The organism is Chryseobacterium bernardetii, assembly GCF_003815975.1.
Classification (GTDB): Bacteria; Bacteroidota; Bacteroidia; order Flavobacteriales; family Weeksellaceae; genus Chryseobacterium; species Chryseobacterium bernardetii.
This window is the reverse complement of sequence record NZ_CP033932.1, coordinates 2,094,645-2,111,882: the sequence shown is the minus strand read 5'-3', so window position 1 is coordinate 2,111,882 and position 17,238 is coordinate 2,094,645. Positions and strand designations below refer to the sequence as shown.

Below are 17,238 nucleotides of genomic sequence, written 5' to 3'. Positions count from 1 at the left end.
TATATTGTAAAACAGATACGTACATTGGCAGCAACAGTCTCCAAACTGTAAACTGAAATCTTCTATCCGCCCGTAGAGAAGCTTTCAAACGTTGTCATCCCGCCATCAACAAAAATACTGGTTCCGGTAATGTAATCTGCAAGATCACTTGCCAGAAATACTACTAGATTTCCTATATCCTGTGGCTGGCCGATCCTGTTATAAGGAATGAGGGTTAGAAGTGAGCTAAGCGCATCCGGGGTACTCCAGGCATTTTGATTAATCGGTGTCTGGATGGCACCAGGACAAATAGAATTAACACGAATCTTATCTGCACCATATTCCTGGGCTAATGTCTGCATCAGCATTCTGATAGCTCCTTTACTGGCTGCATAATTGGCATGTCCTGCCCAGGGAATAATCTCATGTACAGAACTGATATGAATAATTTTTCCACAAGCTATGGAACGGGATGGATCTATTCCCCGGCGAAGAAATTCTTTAATGGCTTCTCTTGCACAAAGAAACTGACCGGTGAGGTTAACACCAATCACAGCATTCCATTGGTCTAATGTCATTTCAGTAAACTTAGCATCCTTCTGAATTCCCGCATTATTCACCAGGATATCTACAGTTCCGAATTCTGCAACTACTTCCTGAAACATCCGGATTACCTGTTCTTCCTGTGAGACATCACATTGATAGGTTATTCCTTTCCCACCAGCATCTGTAATTTCTTTTAATACTGATTTTGCTTCATCCTGTGATCTTGGTGAAGAATGGTTAACAATTACAATTGCTCCTGCGGCTGCCAATGATTTTGCAATACCGGATCCTATGCCGCTGGAGGCTCCTGTAACCACTGCTACCTGATTATGAAGTGATATTTCCATATTTGTAAATTGATGTTACTCAAAGTTATGGAAACAAATCAGCATGAAAAAAAATATATTTTAAAATTTTATTAAAGTTTTTTATACATCAGGTATTGAGGCCCGCTCCTTCCGATTCTGGTTTTACCATCAAAAATATAACCTGCTTTCAGATAAATGTGATAAGCAGAATCATTTTTCTGGTTCACAGCCAAAACAATTTCATCACATTGTTTAAAGTTTTTTCTAATAAAATCATCTATCAGCATCATGGCTATTTTTCCGATTCCTCTTCCCTGCATATGAGGATTTACGGATAAAGACCTTAACAGAACGGAATTCTCATTATCGGTAAGTTCTAATTTATCGTTTCCGAAATCCAAAACAAAAAATCCAGCCGGAACATTATTCTCCAGGATCGTAATGGGAAACGCCTTATTATCGTCTCTTTCTTCAATACTTTGTAAGGCCTGAGTGGCTGATGCTGTGAAACGCAGCTGGCTTTCATCTAAACTATAGCTAACTCCTGAAAGATGTTCTTCCGGTTTAAAAAATTCTAAGCTTATCATAATTAGTGATGATAAATATCTTCATACATTACTCCTGCGCGAATTTCCACAGGAAGTTTATTTTCTTCAGGAACAATCGGGCAGTTATAATCGTAGGCATTATAAGCACAAAACGGGTGATAAGACTGATTAAAATCCAGAACAATCGTATTTCCTTTCGGAATTTTCAGATCCATATATTTCCCACCGCCATAGGTTTCCTTTTCATTGGTAGCATCACGGAATGGCAAAAAAAGATAGTCTTTGTATTTATCCTGTTTAATAAGATCCAGGCTTTGATATAAAGTTAAGGTATAAGCCTTTCCATCCAGTTCAAATGTTGCTTTACCATATTCTTTATAAGACTTTGTTTTACCAGAAGATGTTGGAAGTTCAAAAGGTTGTGCATCTTTAGTCTTAACAAATTTTGCTGTTACCCGGTATTTTAGATCAAAAGGGAAAAACGGATGCCCTTTAAAATTTTTAAAATTATCTCCCCGTAAAGGAGTCTGCTTAGGATCCAGATATTCTGCATCAAGATTTTTCTGAAATTTTTTGATTTCCATTACTTCTCTTGAAACCATTTTCTGAGAAAAGGTTAATAAAGGAAGTAATAAAAATAGTAATATATATTTTTTCATGAACTTTAAATTATAAGTAAAACTATGAATTTTCCGACGTATGAAAAGTTAAAATTCCAATAAAAAAGTATAATCTGTTTTAAATAAAAAAAGTTATCAATAATCTAGCATACTTTTTGAGCGCGCAAGACCATGGACAGAAAGAAATTTATCAAAACAGGAATGCTTGCTATCTCAGGCTTCTATTTTCTACAATCTAATCTTTTTCAGGCGGCTGAACGAAGAACCAACAAGATAGAAAAAACTATAGATGCTCCAATCATTATCATTGGAAGCGGATACGGAGGTGCAGTTTCCGCTTTACGTCTATGTGAGTCCAGTAAAAAAGTTGTCCTGCTGGAAATGGGTCTTAATTGGGAAAAAGCCGGTATTCCATTTTCCAATCTCTTAAAGCCCGGCCAAAGTTCTGCGTGGCTAAGAAAGAAAACAATAGCTCCTTTTATGAATATTTTTTCGTTAACACCTTTCACTGGAACATTAGATAGGATGGATTTTGATAACATTAATATTTGGCTAGGAAGAGGTGTTGGCGGAGGCTCATTGGTTAATGGCGGAATGGCGGTAACGCCTAAAGAAAGCTATTTCAAAGAAGTATTTCCTAATCTTGATGCTGATAAATTCTATAATCATTACTTTCCTCTGGTTCGGGAAGAACTCAAAGTTAATGTTATTGATGAACAGTTTCTAAAAAGCTGTCCTTATTATAAATTCACAAGAGTAGGTGAAAAAGAAGCCCATAAAGCAGGTTTTAAAACCATGCGTGTTCCCAATGTATATGATTTTAAATACATGGAGAAGGAATATTTAAATGAAGTACCCCGTTCTGCTCTCAATACTGAAGTGATCTATGGCAATAACCACGGAAAAAACAGTCTGGATAAAACCTATCTGAAAAAAGCTATGGGAACCGGAAATCTTGAAATACTTGATCTTCACCGTGTGGAACATATCAAACTTAATGACGATAAAAGCTATACACTCAATGTTCAGCATATTGATACTTCGGGAAATGCTGTTGCAGATAAGGTTTTTAACTGTAAAAAACTAATCCTTTCCGCAGGAACTATGGGAACATTACAACTGTTACTGCATTCTAATGCTGTGAATGACCTTCCTGTTCATGAAACAATTGGTAAAAATTGGGGGAATAATGGCAATTTTATGACCGGAAGAAACTGGGTAAAACCACTGTCTGGCGGAACAGGTTCAAAACAGTCAACAATTCCTGTAGGCGGAATTGATAACTGGGATGATAAAGAGCATCCTTTTTTCACAGAAATCGCTCCTTTACCAATGGGAATGGACGTTGCCACAGCTTTATATCTCCTTATCAACAGAGTGGATAAAAAAGGTGAAGTAACTTATGATAAAATTACCCGAAAGATTAATTTGAACTGGGATGAAAGCAATACAATCAAAATGAGGGAAAATGCCAAATATTTTATCCGGAAAATGAACAATGCAAATGGGGGAACCAGAAGCCACTTCCTGTTCAATAACGGTTTTGGAGCAGATATTTGTTATCATCCACTCGGCGGATGTGTACTGGGAGAAGCCACCAATGAATTTGGAAAGCTAAAGGAGCATGAAAATTTATATGTTTTGGATGGATCTTTAATTCCCGGTACTATTGGAGTAAATCCTTTTGTAACAATTACAGCCATTGCAGAGTATTGTATTGAAAACCTGATCCGTCAGAATGAATTTGCTTAAGGCAATGCTTTTACTTCTGCCAGATAGTTCCGGATATCTGTTTCGTGCTGAAAAGGATATTCAAAATTAAGCTTTTCTGATACAGCAGTCCCCAGTTCGTGAACAAGATCAGTAAAGGCAAATAATGCTGTCCAGTTTTCCTCAATATCAACTCCCGAGAAAGTAGCTTCCGCTCTGCCCCATAGTTCTTCAGTAAGATATTTTTTGAAAAGCCTTCCATGTTTGTTGGTCGTTATATTATTCCAGTCGTGAGAACTGGCAATATACCATTCGATTAAAGGAACAAGATAATCGGTTCTCAATATATTTTCAGACATGAATTTAGCATAAAAAATATCGCCCCGTTTAAGACATTTTGCTACGTATGTTGTATCCCACCAGAAATCATTTAGTAATTGTCTGAACCTCTTTTCTGTTGGCTGATGAATCATAATGGATTGATAAGTTGGGGCTTTTAAATTTTTTGTAAGGCCATCTTTATCAATTAACACCCTGTACCCAATATCCCAGTCTTCCGGAAGGGTTTCCTCTTTTATTTCTTCACAAAAATCCGAAACCTGGTAAAGTTTAAAATCAACCTTTATGTGATCTTTGTACAAAACCATTTTCATGGCATGTTTTCCATCAAAAGCAGTATCATCTTCTTCTACCATGGAAATCGGTTCCCCGAAAAGCCTGATCCATTCGTTATGATCTTCGTAAGCTTTCCTGCTCAGAAAAACCAGTTCTACATCAAGATCACTGAAGGTATCCACAGGAGCATAAGGATTAACTAACGAGCTGGTTAAAAGAACAGTACGGATATCCGTATTGTTTTCTGCCCAATGAATAATCTGTTCCAGCTTTTCATCCCTACCCTTCATCTTAATAAGATTCAGAAATTTTTACCCGGTAAACATCTGAAGAATTCCTCTTAATAGATTCTACAAAAAAACCTCCTTCCTCAGGAATAACTTCTTTAAGATCAAAACTTTTACAGTCTTTAGGTAACCCTGAAAAGATCAAGGTAAACCAAAAATCCTGCATAAAGGGAACAGGCGTCCAATAAGGAGAGATGGAGATGTTCTCTGCATGAATCAGCTTGCTCCTATGTTCAGACTGGTTGTCAAAAAGATAAGTTGAATGCCAGATCCTGATCAGGTTTCCTAAAAATGGTGATGCGAGAAAGCAACAGTGTACAATCACCTGTTTTTCCTCTTCTGCTTTTGTCTGAAGAGACTCCAGGAGTTCTTTTGCAATAACCGGCTTTATAACTATTTCTTCCACCTTTCTATTAAGTAATAAGGATGAGCAATGAATAAATATTGTTGATACAGCTTATTCATTGCTCATTATTAATATTTAGTATTCTAATTCCAGCTTTTCCTTGGTATATGCTCTTACCTTTTCAGTAAGTTCAGGATTTCCTGCCAGCTTTTGCCCGTATGACGGAACCATTTCCAGCAGTTTTTCTTTCCATTCTCCGTTAAGTTTCTCAGGAAAACATTTTTCAAGAACAGTAAGCATTGCCTGTACAGCTGTAGATGCACCTGGTGAAGCTCCCAATAAGGAAGCAATGGTACCGTTCTTATTTACCACTACTTCAGTTCCGAACTCCAGTTTACCTCCTAATTTATCATCCTTTTTAATAATCTGAACTCTTTGCCCGGCTACTTTCAATTCCCAGTCTTCTTCTTTAGCATCTTTGATAAATTCCCTCAAATGCTGCATTCTTTGAGACTTGGTCATCGCTACCTGCTGAATAAGATATTTAGTAAGCGGAAGATTATGCCACCACGCACCAAATAAAGATCTTAAGTTTTTAGTATTCACACTTTCCGGTAGATCAAGATAGCTTCCCTCTTTCAGGAATTTTGTTGAAAACCCTGCGAAAGGACCGAAAAGAAGAGCCTTTTGTCCATCAATAATTCTAAGATCAAGGTGTGGAACAGACATTGGAGGAGCATCTACCGTTGCCTGTGTATATACTTTAGCCTGGTGTTTCTCTACCAATTCCTGATTATGGGTTACCAGCCATTGTCCTGAAACCGGGAAGCCTCCATATCCTTCACTTTCTTTGATATCTGAGCTGTCCAGTAACGGAAGCGCATATCCTCCGGCGCCAATGAATACAAAATCTGCATTTACTTCCTGTTTATGACTATGGATTCTGTCTTTCACTTTCATTTCCCACTTACCATCTTCTCTGGGGCTGATATCTTTCACTTCATGATACAGGAATACTTCAACTTTTGAATCTTCCAGAAGGTGTCTGCCCATCTTTCTTGTCAATGTTCCGAAGTTCACATCTGTTCCCATATCCATTTTGGTAGCCGCCATTACTTCAGACTTGTTTCTTTTACTCATTACCAGTGGAATCCATTCTCTCAGTTTATCATGATCTGTAGAAAATTCCATTCCTGAGAAAAGTACTGATTCTGACATTTTATCATAACGTTTCTTAAGATATTCAGCATCTTTTTCACCAAATACAAGGCTCATATGCGGGCAGGAATTGATGAAATCCTTTGGCTCCTGAATATATCCTTTCGCTAATAAATAAGCCCAGAACTGTTTTGAAATTTCAAACTGTTCTGCAATACTTTCTGCTTTCTTGATATCAATACTACCATCAGGCTGTTCAGGTGTATAATTTAGCTCACAAAATGCGGAGTGTCCTGTTCCGGCGTTGTTCCAAGCTGCTGTACTTTCCTTGGCAAATCTTCCTAGTCTTTCGAAGATGGCAATTTCAAGTTTCGGATCAAATTCATGAAGCAGCGTTGCTAAAGTAGCGCTCATGATTCCGCCCCCTATCAGTACAACGTCATATTTAGGTTTCGGTGTTCTGCTTGTAAGCGATTGTGGCATAATTCTAAATTTTTGTTCAAATTTCGGGAAAAGTTTTAAAAAGAGAAACGCGTTTAACGATTTTAACACGTTAATTTTTGTTCTAAAAACACTTATGAATTACGCAAGTTGATATGATGGAAAGTATCAATTTATTTTGTTCATTTCATTTATTAAAACCATCAGATTACAAATCTAAATTTTATAAACCCTGAGAGTCGCTAAGATATATTTCATACCGTTTTTCCTTCAGCAAAAAAAGCTCTGTGAACGCTGCATTAAAAACAAAAAGCTCTGCCATACAAGTGTACAACAGAGCTTATGTATTTTATAATAATCTCTTTAGTTCAGTTTTGCAGTTAATTTTTTAAACTGCTTTTCAGCATTTTTACCTTCATAAAGAATAGCATACACTGTATCAATAATCGGTAATTTAAGATTTTTCTGTTTTGATGTTTTATAGATAGACTGTGCAGCATAATATCCTTCTGCTACCATGTTCATTGATTGGATTGCTGATTTCACAGTGTATCCTTTTCCGATAAGATTTCCAAGATTCCTGTTTCTTGAGAACAGAGAGTAGGCTGTTACCAAAAGGTCTCCCAGATAAGCACTTTCGTTTACATCTCTTGGAGCTTCATAAATTGCTTCCAGAAAAACTTCCATTTCACGGATCGCATTGGAAACAAAAACAGCGGTAAAGTTATCTCCATACCCTAATCCACTGGCAATTCCGGCTCCTATGGCAAAAATATTTTTAAGAATAGCACTGTATTCATTTCCCAGAATATCTTTGCTGGTCTGTACTTTAATGAAATCTGAACTGAAAATTCCTTCCAGCTTTTCTGCTGTTTCATCTTCTACAGTTGCAATAGTAAGATAAGAAAGCCTTTCCATCGCTACTTCTTCAGCATGACAAGGCCCTGCAATAACAGCCTGGTTCCTAAAACCGATTTTAAATTCATCACGCAGATAATGCGCTACTACATCATTTACTTTTGGAATAATTCCTTTAATTGCAGAAACAAAGATTTTATCTGAATAATCACACGTCATCTTATCCAAAGTATCCGACAAATAAATGGAAGGTGTTGCCAAAACAATAACATCGCAGGCTGAAACCAATTCATTAATATCTGTGGTTAATTTTAAACTCTTCAGGTTAAAATGAGCGGCAGTAAGGTAAGTAGGATTATGCCCGCGAAGCTCAATGGCTCCTTTTACAAATTCACTTCTTACGCACCAGTGTACAACTTTACAGTTTTCAACAAGCATTTTTACAATAGCAGTGGCAAAACTTCCACTTCCTACTACTCCTACAGAAACATCCTTTTTAGTCTTTTTGGGATTCGAAGATTCTGAAATAATTTTCTTTTTAGCCATAATTGGAATGTGAACTGCAAATATATTAAACAAAGATTTAACAGGATACTTTAAGGCATGATAAAAAACCAGTTTCTGAAAAAAATAATGCTTAAGCACAATTAAATATACAATTCAGCGTTAGATACAGAAAAAACTGAATTTTAATTAATAATAACTCACAAAACTTATTTTTAATTAAATTTGCAGCTGAAAAACCGTTTTAAATATTCTAAGAGAGGAAATATGAAAAAATTTCTAAACAGCAAGAAGAACGTAAACATTCTCCTCGGAGGACTTTTATTAGTAGTTTTTGCACAAGGTGTTTTTATTGCAAAGCTCTTTTCTGAAAGAGATGATAAATTGTATGAAGTGAACCTTGTAAAAATAAACACTGAAAAAGACAGTGTAGATTATCTGAAAATGAAAACTGATCTTACCCTTGTAGATCAGACAGTGTCCCAACTGAACTCTTTCCTGAAATCTAAAGATATTTCAAATGAAAAGCTGATGATGCTTGATCAGGACAGTATCTCCAATTCTATTTATCTTTCCAAACAAGCCAACCGATACAGCCAGTATTTGATGGACTTACAGAAAAAACTGATGCAGGTTCCATTAGGAATGCCTACAGACGGATATATTTCATCTAATTTTGGGATCAGAAAAAATCCTATCCCATTTAAAACTGTTTTTGCTTCGGTAAAATCAAGTTCCGCTACAGAAGCTAAACCAGTTGTTGCTGCTGCCCCGAAGCCCGAGGTAAAAGCCGAACCTGTAGAGAAAGTCATTGAACTGACAGACAGCTATGGAAATAAAAGAGAAGTTAAAGTGATGGTAACCCCCAAGGCTACTCCTGTAGCTTCTGCACCGGCTGCTCCAACGTCTGCAGCAAAGGCTGTTGCAGGAACTACTACTTCTAAGGCTGCTCCTATGGAAAAAAACAATCCACCCGCTGAAGCAGATCAGATGCAGTTCCATAAAGGACTGGATATTGCCGTTGCATTCGGTTCAGATGTAAGAGCTGCTGCTGCAGGGACTGTTATTTTCTCCGGACAGAAAGGTGGTTACGGAAATTGCGTAATTGTTTCTCATGGAAACGGACTGGCAACCCTCTATGGGCACTTATCACAACTTGTTTCTAAGGTGAATGATAAAGTAAAAGTAGGCCAGGTGATTGCTAAATCCGGGAACTCCGGCAGATCTACAGGGCCTCATCTTCATTATGAAGTGCATAAGAACAATACTCCGGTGAATCCGAGGTTGTTTATGAATTTATAAAAAGAAGCTGTCTCCAATGAGGCAGCTTTTTTCTTTAAAGGATAGATCTGATAATTATTTTATGCTCTCGCTGATAATGCAGATTAAACAGATTTTTTTAATGCATACATCTGCGAAATCTGTGAGATCTGCGGAAATTATTTCAACGCAAAGTTTTATGTTTCTTATTTCAAAGATTAAGGGAGCAAAGAATGGAATCAGCTTGCTGATTCGATGAAGCGTTGAGGATAATTTTTATGATTAACCCATAAAGTACAACAAAAAACAGCTGCCAATGGCAGCTGTTTTTTTATTTTAAGATCTTAAGCGTTCCTTTCGGGTGGGTGAAGGTTCCGTCTGGCCCTGCAATGTTGGAATATACTATATTTTTATTGTAATCCTGAATATGCGTTACATTGAAACCTAAATGAGGTTCATGCCAGTAAACCATAAAAACATTCTTTGCCACCTCCACAGCTGTATATTCTACTGTATCAGTACTGTCTTTTGAGCTTCCTGTTGTTCCGGTGAAGGTCATTGTTTTATTGTCTTTAAAATCCAAAAGGAATTTTACTGTTCCAAAATCAACTTCTACCTTCTGTCCGATAGCTGGATATGGTGATTTTAAATCCCATTCCATTTCACCAAGGAAAACTTTTACTCCCATTTCCAATTCATCTTTTCCCGGAAGATCAGGATACTGTTTTACCATATAACCTACAATCGCAGATGAAGTTTTATTTTCAGTTACGGCTTTTCTGTAGTTTTCAAGGTATCCTTTTACAAAATCCAGAGATAACGGAGACAAAGATTGTTTAGCAAAATGAGAGGGCACTACCTGCTCAGGCTTTAATGACTTCATAGCATCAATTTGCCCAATCCACTGATCAATAGCCTTTACATTCTGAGTATCTGCCATCCAAAGATGTGAATCCACAGAAACTGAAATTCCTCCTGCAATGGTTTTGATAGACGGAATCCAGAGAAAGCTGTGAGCAGGATCTTCAGGATTATGTCTGATCTCAATTTTATTTCCTTCAAGATCAGGAACAGAAGTTACCGCTTCCGGAACAAGGATTTCTGATGGAGCATCTGTTTTCAGCTGTGGTTTCCAGACTGCCAGTTTATCATCCTTTGAAGCGGAAATAAGGTAGGCAGTTTGTGCTGTAGAAATGATTTTTACGTTCGGAAAGGCTTTTTTAATTACATCTAGTCCAAAATAGAAATCCGGATCGCTGTGAGAAATAAAAACTGTCTTCAGATGTTTTCCGGTGGCTTTGATTTCTTTTACCAACTGTTCTGCATATTGCTTTTGAAACTGAGCATCAATAAGCATAGCATCTTTATCACCATAAATAATGGTAGAAGTAATTGGAAAAATAGCCTTGGTTCCGGGATTATAGACTTTAACTTTCAGGCTTCCTGCAAATAGGCTGATGAAACTTAAAACAGCTATTAATGATAATAACTTTCTTTTTAACATTTTTGTTCTTTTTTAATTAGTAAGCTGCTGTGAAACGTTCACGGATGTGATTATTCTGCTCCAGTTCATCCACCAGAACTACAGCTACATCTTCTACCGAAAGCTGGCTTCTTCCGTTTTCATCAAATACAGGCGTTTCCAGTGAGGTTCTGTATTTACCTGTTCTTGTTCCCACATTTGCCTGATTCATTTCTATGGCAGGGCTGAAGAAAGTCCAGTCAAGTGTATTATTTTCTTTGATTTTGTTCAGGTAATCTCTTGCTGCAGTTGCTCCTGGTTTGTAAGCATCCGGGAAATCCGGTGTATCAACGATCTGAACATTGTCTGGCGTATAGAGGCTTCCCGCTCCTCCTACTACGATCAGTCTTTTTATTCCTGATTCTTCTACTGCTTTTTCAATATTTTCAGAACCCTTCAAGAAGTCATTGTAAAGATTTGGATTGGTCCATCCTGCATTAAAAGCACTGATTACCGCATCATTCCCCTTTAAAGCTTCAGCTAATTCTTCTACATTGTTTACATCAACGCTTTTTGCCGTTACATTTTGCTGTGTTTTTACCTTTGATGCATCTCTTACTAAAGCTTCTACTGCATATCCTCTGTCTGCTAATTCTGTTACGATATGTGCTCCTACAAATCCGGTTGCACCAATTACTGCTACTTTTTTCATAATATTTTATTTTAAAAATTAAATTGTAATAAATTTTATTACATTTAATGGTAAAAAAATTTTTATTCGAACTGATCTGCGAATTCCTGCAAAGATTTATCTCCTAAAAAGTTACTTACCAACTGATCTGTCTCTTCAAATAACGTATTTAAATGACTGTTAATTTCTTTTCCTACACTACAGGCAGGATTAGGATTCTGGTTTTTCTTTCCTAAAACTTCTGTATTTTTTACGGATCTGTAAATTTCAGAAATGGTGATATTACCTGCCTCTTTTGCAAGCTGGCTTCCTCCCTCTTTCCCTTGTCGGCTGATAATTAAACCTGCTTCTCTTAAGACACTGATCTCTTTTCTTACAATGACAGGATTTACATTAATACTACCCGCAATCCAATCAGAAGTGAGCCACTCCTGAGGACTTTTCGCTAATAAGGTCATGATATGTATTGCCGTGGCAAATCTTGTGTTATTCATTGTAATTACTCTGCAAAGATACACAAATTTTAATTGTAACAAAATTTATTACAGTTAATTTTTCTTAAAGGACTAATTTATCCAGATCCAGCAATAAATAATTAATGTTCTGATTGATTGTTCTTGTTGCAGATTGCATCTGATTCAGCATAGCGGCACGGTTATGAAGATCATCTGCCCTGTAATATCCGCCATCACTGAAAATAACGGATTGATCCGCTGCTGTTCTATCATCATCAAACTGATAGTGCAGCCATCTTTCTTTCATATTTCCGATAATGGACCGCTCTTCCCTATTGGAAAACTTCTTTTCAGTATACATATACCAGATAAACGGCGGAAAGTTTGGTGATTCCAGTTTTCCTTTCCAGATATCCCTAAGAAGGTTTCTCTGGTGAATAAATTCTACCTTTTTCCCTTTTGGATTAAGGGTTGCCAAACCGAAGCCAGCTCCCAGAACCCCACCACCTATATCAATGGCATTGCTCCAGCCCTGATCACTAACAATTCCCCCGGCAATGGAAGCTGCCGCCCCTGTAACAATAGAATAGAGAATCAATTTATTATTTCTGGAAGCATTAAGGTTATCCACATAGTTTCCAATCTGGGCCACTCTTTCTCCTTCGCAATCGAATTCTGCGGCTACGGCATCAAGTTCAGTGAGCGCAATAGTAATTTTACTGTTGATCTTAGTTTTTAACTGTAAAACTTTAACCTGAGAAGCCAGGGATTGATCTTTTTTAAGCTCCATAATCTCATGAACCTCATCCAGATTATCCAATGCGTTTAAAATGAGAATACTCTGGTCAGAGAACATTTCTTTGAGATCTTTATTGGCTGCTAAAATAGAATCTGAATTGTAAGATGGAACTTTATTGCTATAGTTATATTTGAAGGGCGCTTTACAATAGCTATCCTTCAATGTAAGGATGTTTTGCTGAATAACCTGGTTCTTTCTGGAAACGCAAGAAGTCAACAGTCCTACAACAATTAACAGGTAAAAAATCTTTTTCATTCAAATTAATTTTTTGTGCAATGGATGAATCATTGTCCGAAATTATCAATCAGTTTCAAAATAATTCATCTATACGAATATAGTACAAATAAAAAAATTTACCTGAAATCAGGTAAATTTTTAATCTATTTTTAAGCCGGGTTATTTGATATCCAGTAATTCCACTTCGAAAACAAGAGTACTGTTTGGTCCGATTTCTTTACTGATCTCCTGATCTCCATAAGCCAAATGCGGTGGAATGATCAGTCTCCATTTACTTCCAACAGGCATTAGCTGAAGGGCTTCTGTCCATCCGGAGATCACTCTGTTCAAAGGAAAAGACGCAGGAGTTCCTCTTTTTACAGAACTGTCGAAAACCTTACCGGAAATAGTAGTTCCGTGATAATGGCATTTCACGGTAGATTTAGGCCCTGGTGTTGCACCATCTCCTTCCTTAATAATTTCATACTGTAAGCCGCTTGGTAACTGAACAACGCTTTCTCTCTTACCATACTCTTCCATATATTCTTTACCGTCCTTAAGGTTCTTTTCGGCTAATTCTTTTTTACGTTTAAATAACAAATCTGCTACTCCCATATTATATTTTTTTACAAAGATAAGGCTTTTTTAGGCTTGGAAGATGGAAATCCGGGGATGGAAGTTCAAAACTGAGTATCCAGCCACTAAGTATTTTTCTGTTTCATTCATTTTCCAACACAACAATTACACATTAATAACCAATTAGTTATATAAAAAAAATACTAAAATAATATACTCTTTCACCTTTGCTATCATACTTCCGGCTTCCTTCTCCCTTAAAATTCAAATAATTGTAATAATTCCTTAACACAGATTTCGAAAGTTGGCGTTATAATTGGATTTAAAAACTAAATGCCAAATCCGATATTATATAACAAGAAGTTTGATGAACTTAATGAAGAGGAGAAAAAACTTCTGGAAATCAATAAAAAATCGATTGCAGATTTTGTTGAGCAATCTTCTTCTATAAGTGACGTTAATTATGCTACCAGAAATGCTCATGCAAAGACTTATGCTGTAGCTAAGGGAGTGTTTTGGATAGATCCCAATATTCCTGAATTTCTTAAACCTTTTTTTGATAAGGAGAGGTTTGATCTTTTTATAAGATTTTCCAATGCCCAGTTAAAAATAACCAATTCTAAAAGGGATATTCCTGCTTATGGTTTTGCGGTACAGATCAGGGATGAAAATAATAACCTGCTTTCCAATTACCCGTTAGTGAACTTTCCGCTATTCCCGGTTAATTCTGTTTCTACGTTTTTAAAACTGTTTACAGCTATCAACTTATTTTACATCAAAAAATGGAGCAGTTTATTTTCACTCATTACGCAAATGGTAAAAGTTATTCCATTTCTTTTTACAGGTTCTTTTATCAGAAACACTTTAAAACTATTCAGTAAAAGAAATGATTTTATCCTTTCTTTTGATTATTATTCTGTAGGAGCTTACCGCCTTGGAGACTATATGATAAAAATAAAACTGAGCCCAAAATCCGTTAATAGAAATATGGATAAGAAACAGAACGTTAAAAAAGCTTTAAAAAATTATCTCCAGAAAAATGATTTTACGGCTGATGTCCTGGTTCAGCTTTGTTACGATCTGAAATACCAGCCCATCAACACATTAAATGTAGAATGGAAAAATTCGCCATATATTAAAATTGGTGAGGTTACAATAAATAAAGGTTCTTTGTTAAATGAGCGGGACTGTACCAGTGAGCTGCTCTCATTTAACCCTTTTGAAAGTAAGATCTTTTTTCAGCCTGTAGGGAAAATACAAAAATTGCGTGATGAAGCTTACAAGGTATCCGTGCAGACAAGAAGGAAAATTAATGCTCTTTTACATGGAAAGAAGAGTGAGCTGTAATTTTTAGTCAACAACTCTCTAAATTCAGAAATTTCTTCTTTTATAAAATATCTGAAATTGTAGTAGTTATAAAGCTTTTTAATTGTACAACCTACTAATTAAATTGCCACGAATACTAATAATACATGTATTCGTGGCAAGGGAAAATCTTTGTTGTCTTATTTACATTTATTTAAACTTCCGTTCCTCTTCATTTATAGCAAGATCATTGATACTTGCATATCTTTTAGCCATTAACCCGTTTTCATCAAACTCCCAGTTTTCGTTTCCATAAGCTCTGAACCAATTGCCGTCTTTGGTCTGATATTCATATTCAAAGCGAACAGCAATACGGTTATCTGTGTGCGCCCAATATTCTTTTTTAAGCTTATAATTGAATTCTTTTTCCCATTTCTTTTGAAGGAATAAGACAATCTCTTCCCTCCCATTCACGAAGGTATCTCTGTTTCTCCACTCACTGTTGATGGTATAAGCCTTGGAAACTTTTTCAGGATCCTGACTGTTCCAGGCATCTTCTGCCATTTGAATTTTTTCCAGTGCCGTTTCAAGTGTGAAAGGCGGAAGCGGATGTTTCTTTTCCATAACTTACTGTATTAAATTGATAACTATTTTTTTTGATTTCTCAATTAACTTATTGGACTTGAAAAGCTGACTTTCTATTATACTGCTTTCAAAAAGCATATAAATATGATCGGAAAGAACATCATCTTTCAATAATGCCAGGAAGTAATTTCTCAAATCAGCTTTATGAGCCTGAATTACATTCAGTATTTTAACATTATCCATCGGGATTTCTGATAGAATATTCAGAAAACTGCAGCCTCTGAAATTTTCTTTATCATTCATATAGATCAGAAAATCAAAAGCACTGATGATCTTTGAGCGAAGATCTTCTGCCTGTGCTGTAAAAGTATGAAGCTCATTGAACCAATATTCATGTCTTACATTAAGAAACTCCACACATAAATCTTCTTTGGATTTAAAATGAAGATAAAAGCTTGCTTTGGCTACTCCGGCATCAGCAATAATCTGGTTGATTCCTGTGGAATTATATCCCTGCTTTGCAAACAGATCAAACGTTGTTTCTACAATTCTTCCTCTTGGTGACTTCATATTCATCTTTTATGAGACAAATGTATGAAAAAAATACAACATACAGACAAGTCTGTCTATTATATTTTAAAAAATTTTAGCGAGTAGAAAAGCGCAAAGACACAAGTTTTTATAAATACTGTGTATTTAAGGCGCAAAGATCTTATCTCTGAAAAATTTAATACCGTAGAAAGAATCCTTAATTATTGTTTTGAGAACAACTTTAAGAAGTCTTAAATTTTTTCTTTCGCATAAAAAAACCTCCGGATTTAATTCCGGAGGTTTTCTCATATATTTTTTTGTATGTTATTTTTCTTCTAATTCTTCTTTCTTTTCTTCTTCTTTTTCAGGGAAGATAACGGATAAAAGAACGGAAATAACCAATACTCCACCTACAATTCCTAATGAAATTGGGGAAGGAATGTGAATCCACGGTGCGATAAGCATTTTCACTCCAATAAAGGACAGGATAATCGCCAATCCATAAGGAAGTTTACTGAACATGTGGATAAAGTTGGCCAATAGGAAATATAATGATCTAAGACCTAAAATCGCAAAGATATTGGATGTGTACAGAATAAACGGATCATTTGAAATGGCAAAGATTGCAGGAATGGAATCTACTGCGAAAAGTACGTCCGTAAATTCAATAACTCCAACCACTACTAATAATGGGGTTGCCATTTTAATACCTTTCTGAACGGTGAAGAACTTATCTCCATCATAGTTATCAGACACTTTCCAGAAGCTCTTGATCAGTCTTGCACCAGCTGTATTGCTGTAATCTTCATCGTCGTCATCATCACCATCTCCCCAGGATTTGATTCCGGCATACACAAGGAATAATCCGAATAAGGTCATTACCACATTAATTTTTACCGGGGTTCCGAAAATATTCATTTCAGGAAGATAGGTAAGGTTGATTAATCCTACCCCTGCAAAGATAAATATCGCTCTGAAAATCAATGCCCCGATAATCCCCCAGAAAAGGACTTTATGGTGAAGAAATTTCGGAACTTTAAAAAATCCAAAAACCAGGATAAATACAAATAAATTATCCACAGAAAGGGCTTTTTCTATCCAGTAAGCTGCCTGATACTGCGTAAACTTTTCTACTGCCAGGGCATGACTTTCGGGGGTGCCGTCTGTATTGAAGACCCAATACACGACTCCTGAAAAGATCATAGACAGTGAGATCCATACGATAGACCAGATGGTAGCTTCTTTGGAAGAAACTTCGTGGCTTTTTTTGTTGAAAACTCCTAAATCCAGGAGTAACATGATAACGACTGTTACCGCAAATCCCCACACCAAGCCAGGGTGCAGATCTAAAATACTTTGATGTTCCACTTGAGTTATGTTATTATATGATAAAAGCAATAGATGTAACAAAGTACAAATATTGCTATTTTATTTACAT

18 protein-coding genes are annotated in these 17,238 nt (G+C 36.3%); 3 read left to right on the top strand and 15 right to left on the bottom strand.

What is annotated here, in order from left to right:
* Window positions 1-62: 62 nt before the first annotated feature.
* From EG339_RS09725 to EG339_RS09715, 3 genes are all read right to left on the bottom strand, one after another.
* Window positions 63-872, bottom strand: coding sequence for a glucose 1-dehydrogenase (locus tag EG339_RS09725; protein WP_123870011.1), 810 nt, complete (start codon window positions 870-872; stop codon window positions 63-65).
* A gap of 71 nt (window positions 873-943) precedes the next feature.
* Window positions 944-1,420 carry a GNAT family N-acetyltransferase gene (locus tag EG339_RS09720; protein ID WP_123870010.1) on the bottom strand — a complete coding sequence of 159 codons (477 nt, stop codon included), beginning with the start codon at window positions 1,418-1,420 and terminating at the stop codon, window positions 944-946.
* A 2-nt stretch (window positions 1,421-1,422) separates the two neighbouring features.
* Entirely contained in the window at window positions 1,423-2,040 is a 618-nt protein-coding gene (locus tag EG339_RS09715) for a DUF1684 domain-containing protein (RefSeq protein ID WP_123870009.1), read from the bottom strand.
* Between the two features lie 132 nt (window positions 2,041-2,172).
* Here EG339_RS09715 and EG339_RS09710 point away from each other — a divergent pair, with 132 nt between their 5' ends.
* On the top strand, window positions 2,173-3,753 hold the full coding sequence (locus EG339_RS09710; RefSeq protein ID WP_123870008.1) for a GMC family oxidoreductase N-terminal domain-containing protein: 1,581 nt from the start codon (window positions 2,173-2,175) through the stop codon (window positions 3,751-3,753).
* Here the strand turns inward: EG339_RS09710 and EG339_RS09705 are convergent.
* From EG339_RS09705 to EG339_RS09690, 4 genes are all read right to left on the bottom strand, one after another.
* Entirely contained in the window at window positions 3,750-4,616 is an 867-nt protein-coding gene (locus tag EG339_RS09705; RefSeq protein ID WP_123870007.1) for an AadS family aminoglycoside 6-adenylyltransferase, read from the bottom strand. The genes EG339_RS09710 and EG339_RS09705 overlap by 4 nt on opposite strands.
* A gap of 1 nt (window position 4,617) precedes the next feature.
* A complete protein-coding gene (locus EG339_RS09700; protein ID WP_123870006.1) occupies window positions 4,618-5,019 on the bottom strand; it encodes a hypothetical protein in 402 nt (133 codons plus the stop codon).
* 75 nt (window positions 5,020-5,094) lie between these two features.
* On the bottom strand, window positions 5,095-6,600 hold the full coding sequence (gene mqo, locus EG339_RS09695; RefSeq protein ID WP_123870005.1) for a malate dehydrogenase (quinone): 1,506 nt from the start codon (window positions 6,598-6,600) through the stop codon (window positions 5,095-5,097).
* A gap of 321 nt (window positions 6,601-6,921) precedes the next feature.
* Window positions 6,922-7,962: an NAD(P)H-dependent glycerol-3-phosphate dehydrogenase gene (locus EG339_RS09690; protein WP_123870004.1), complete on the bottom strand. Its 1,041-nt coding sequence runs from the start codon at window positions 7,960-7,962 to the stop codon at window positions 6,922-6,924.
* A gap of 225 nt (window positions 7,963-8,187) precedes the next feature.
* Here EG339_RS09690 and EG339_RS09685 point away from each other — a divergent pair, with 225 nt between their 5' ends.
* Window positions 8,188-9,222, top strand: coding sequence for a M23 family metallopeptidase (locus tag EG339_RS09685; protein WP_123870003.1), 1,035 nt, complete (start codon window positions 8,188-8,190; stop codon window positions 9,220-9,222).
* 289 nt (window positions 9,223-9,511) lie between these two features.
* Here the strand turns inward: EG339_RS09685 and EG339_RS09680 are convergent, their stop codons facing one another.
* The 5 genes from EG339_RS09680 to EG339_RS09660 all read right to left on the bottom strand — a co-directional run bounded on the left by EG339_RS09680 (window position 9,512) and on the right by EG339_RS09660 (window position 13,418).
* Complete coding sequence (locus EG339_RS09680) at window positions 9,512-10,684, bottom strand: MBL fold metallo-hydrolase (RefSeq protein WP_123870002.1); 1,173 nt, start codon at window positions 10,682-10,684, stop codon at window positions 9,512-9,514.
* A gap of 16 nt (window positions 10,685-10,700) precedes the next feature.
* On the bottom strand, window positions 10,701-11,354 hold the full coding sequence (locus EG339_RS09675) for an NAD(P)-dependent oxidoreductase (RefSeq protein WP_123870001.1): 654 nt from the start codon (window positions 11,352-11,354) through the stop codon (window positions 10,701-10,703).
* Window positions 11,355-11,416: 62 nt separating this feature from the next.
* Complete coding sequence (locus tag EG339_RS09670) at window positions 11,417-11,827, bottom strand: Rrf2 family transcriptional regulator (protein ID WP_123870000.1); 411 nt, start codon at window positions 11,825-11,827, stop codon at window positions 11,417-11,419.
* 64 nt (window positions 11,828-11,891) lie between these two features.
* Window positions 11,892-12,842 (bottom strand): hypothetical protein, encoded by a 951-nt coding sequence (locus EG339_RS09665; RefSeq protein WP_123869999.1) that lies wholly within the window; start codon window positions 12,840-12,842, stop codon window positions 11,892-11,894.
* 141 nt (window positions 12,843-12,983) lie between these two features.
* A complete protein-coding gene (locus EG339_RS09660) occupies window positions 12,984-13,418 on the bottom strand; it encodes an FKBP-type peptidyl-prolyl cis-trans isomerase (protein WP_123869998.1) in 435 nt (144 codons plus the stop codon).
* A 294-nt stretch (window positions 13,419-13,712) separates the two neighbouring features.
* On the opposite strand from EG339_RS09660, the gene EG339_RS09655 reads away from it, so the two are divergent.
* Complete coding sequence (locus tag EG339_RS09655) at window positions 13,713-14,726, top strand: catalase family protein (RefSeq protein WP_123869997.1); 1,014 nt, start codon at window positions 13,713-13,715, stop codon at window positions 14,724-14,726.
* A 168-nt stretch (window positions 14,727-14,894) separates the two neighbouring features.
* Here the strand turns inward: EG339_RS09655 and EG339_RS09650 are convergent, their stop codons facing one another.
* The 3 genes from EG339_RS09650 to EG339_RS09640 form a co-directional block, all read right to left on the bottom strand.
* Window positions 14,895-15,308 (bottom strand): nuclear transport factor 2 family protein, encoded by a 414-nt coding sequence (locus EG339_RS09650; protein WP_123869996.1) that lies wholly within the window; start codon window positions 15,306-15,308, stop codon window positions 14,895-14,897.
* Window positions 15,309-15,311: 3 nt separating this feature from the next.
* Complete coding sequence (locus EG339_RS09645) at window positions 15,312-15,839, bottom strand: TetR/AcrR family transcriptional regulator (protein ID WP_123869995.1); 528 nt, start codon at window positions 15,837-15,839, stop codon at window positions 15,312-15,314.
* Between the two features lie 285 nt (window positions 15,840-16,124).
* Window positions 16,125-17,168, bottom strand: a complete 1,044-nt coding sequence (locus EG339_RS09640; protein WP_123869994.1) for a TerC/Alx family metal homeostasis membrane protein — start codon at window positions 17,166-17,168, stop codon at window positions 16,125-16,127.
* Between the last annotated feature and the right edge of the window lie 70 nt (window positions 17,169-17,238).

Bases quoted from the DNA above. Each gene is read 5' to 3' on its own strand.
- EG339_RS09655 (WP_123869997.1), top strand. From the start codon at position 13,713: ATGCCAAATCCGATATTATATAACAAGAAGTTTGATGAACTTAATGAA.
- EG339_RS09690 (WP_123870004.1), bottom strand. From the start codon at position 7,962: ATGGCTAAAAAGAAAATTATTTCAGAATCTTCGAATCCCAAAAAGACT.
- EG339_RS09685 (WP_123870003.1), top strand. From the start codon at position 8,188: ATGAAAAAATTTCTAAACAGCAAGAAGAACGTAAACATTCTCCTCGGA.
- EG339_RS09645 (WP_123869995.1), bottom strand. From the start codon at position 15,839: ATGAAGTCACCAAGAGGAAGAATTGTAGAAACAACGTTTGATCTGTTT.
- EG339_RS09665 (WP_123869999.1), bottom strand. From the start codon at position 12,842: ATGAAAAAGATTTTTTACCTGTTAATTGTTGTAGGACTGTTGACTTCT.
- EG339_RS09660 (WP_123869998.1), bottom strand. From the start codon at position 13,418: ATGGGAGTAGCAGATTTGTTATTTAAACGTAAAAAAGAATTAGCCGAA.
- EG339_RS09670 (WP_123870000.1), bottom strand. From the start codon at position 11,827: ATGAATAACACAAGATTTGCCACGGCAATACATATCATGACCTTATTA.
- EG339_RS09725 (WP_123870011.1), bottom strand. From the start codon at position 872: ATGGAAATATCACTTCATAATCAGGTAGCAGTGGTTACAGGAGCCTCC.
- EG339_RS09710 (WP_123870008.1), top strand. From the start codon at position 2,173: ATGGACAGAAAGAAATTTATCAAAACAGGAATGCTTGCTATCTCAGGC.
- EG339_RS09715 (WP_123870009.1), bottom strand. From the start codon at position 2,040: ATGAAAAAATATATATTACTATTTTTATTACTTCCTTTATTAACCTTT.
- EG339_RS09650 (WP_123869996.1), bottom strand. From the start codon at position 15,308: ATGGAAAAGAAACATCCGCTTCCGCCTTTCACACTTGAAACGGCACTG.
- EG339_RS09675 (WP_123870001.1), bottom strand. From the start codon at position 11,354: ATGAAAAAAGTAGCAGTAATTGGTGCAACCGGATTTGTAGGAGCACAT.
- EG339_RS09720 (WP_123870010.1), bottom strand. From the start codon at position 1,420: ATGATAAGCTTAGAATTTTTTAAACCGGAAGAACATCTTTCAGGAGTT.
- EG339_RS09705 (WP_123870007.1), bottom strand. From the start codon at position 4,616: ATGAAGGGTAGGGATGAAAAGCTGGAACAGATTATTCATTGGGCAGAA.
- mqo (WP_123870005.1), bottom strand. From the start codon at position 6,600: ATGCCACAATCGCTTACAAGCAGAACACCGAAACCTAAATATGACGTT.
- EG339_RS09680 (WP_123870002.1), bottom strand. From the start codon at position 10,684: ATGTTAAAAAGAAAGTTATTATCATTAATAGCTGTTTTAAGTTTCATC.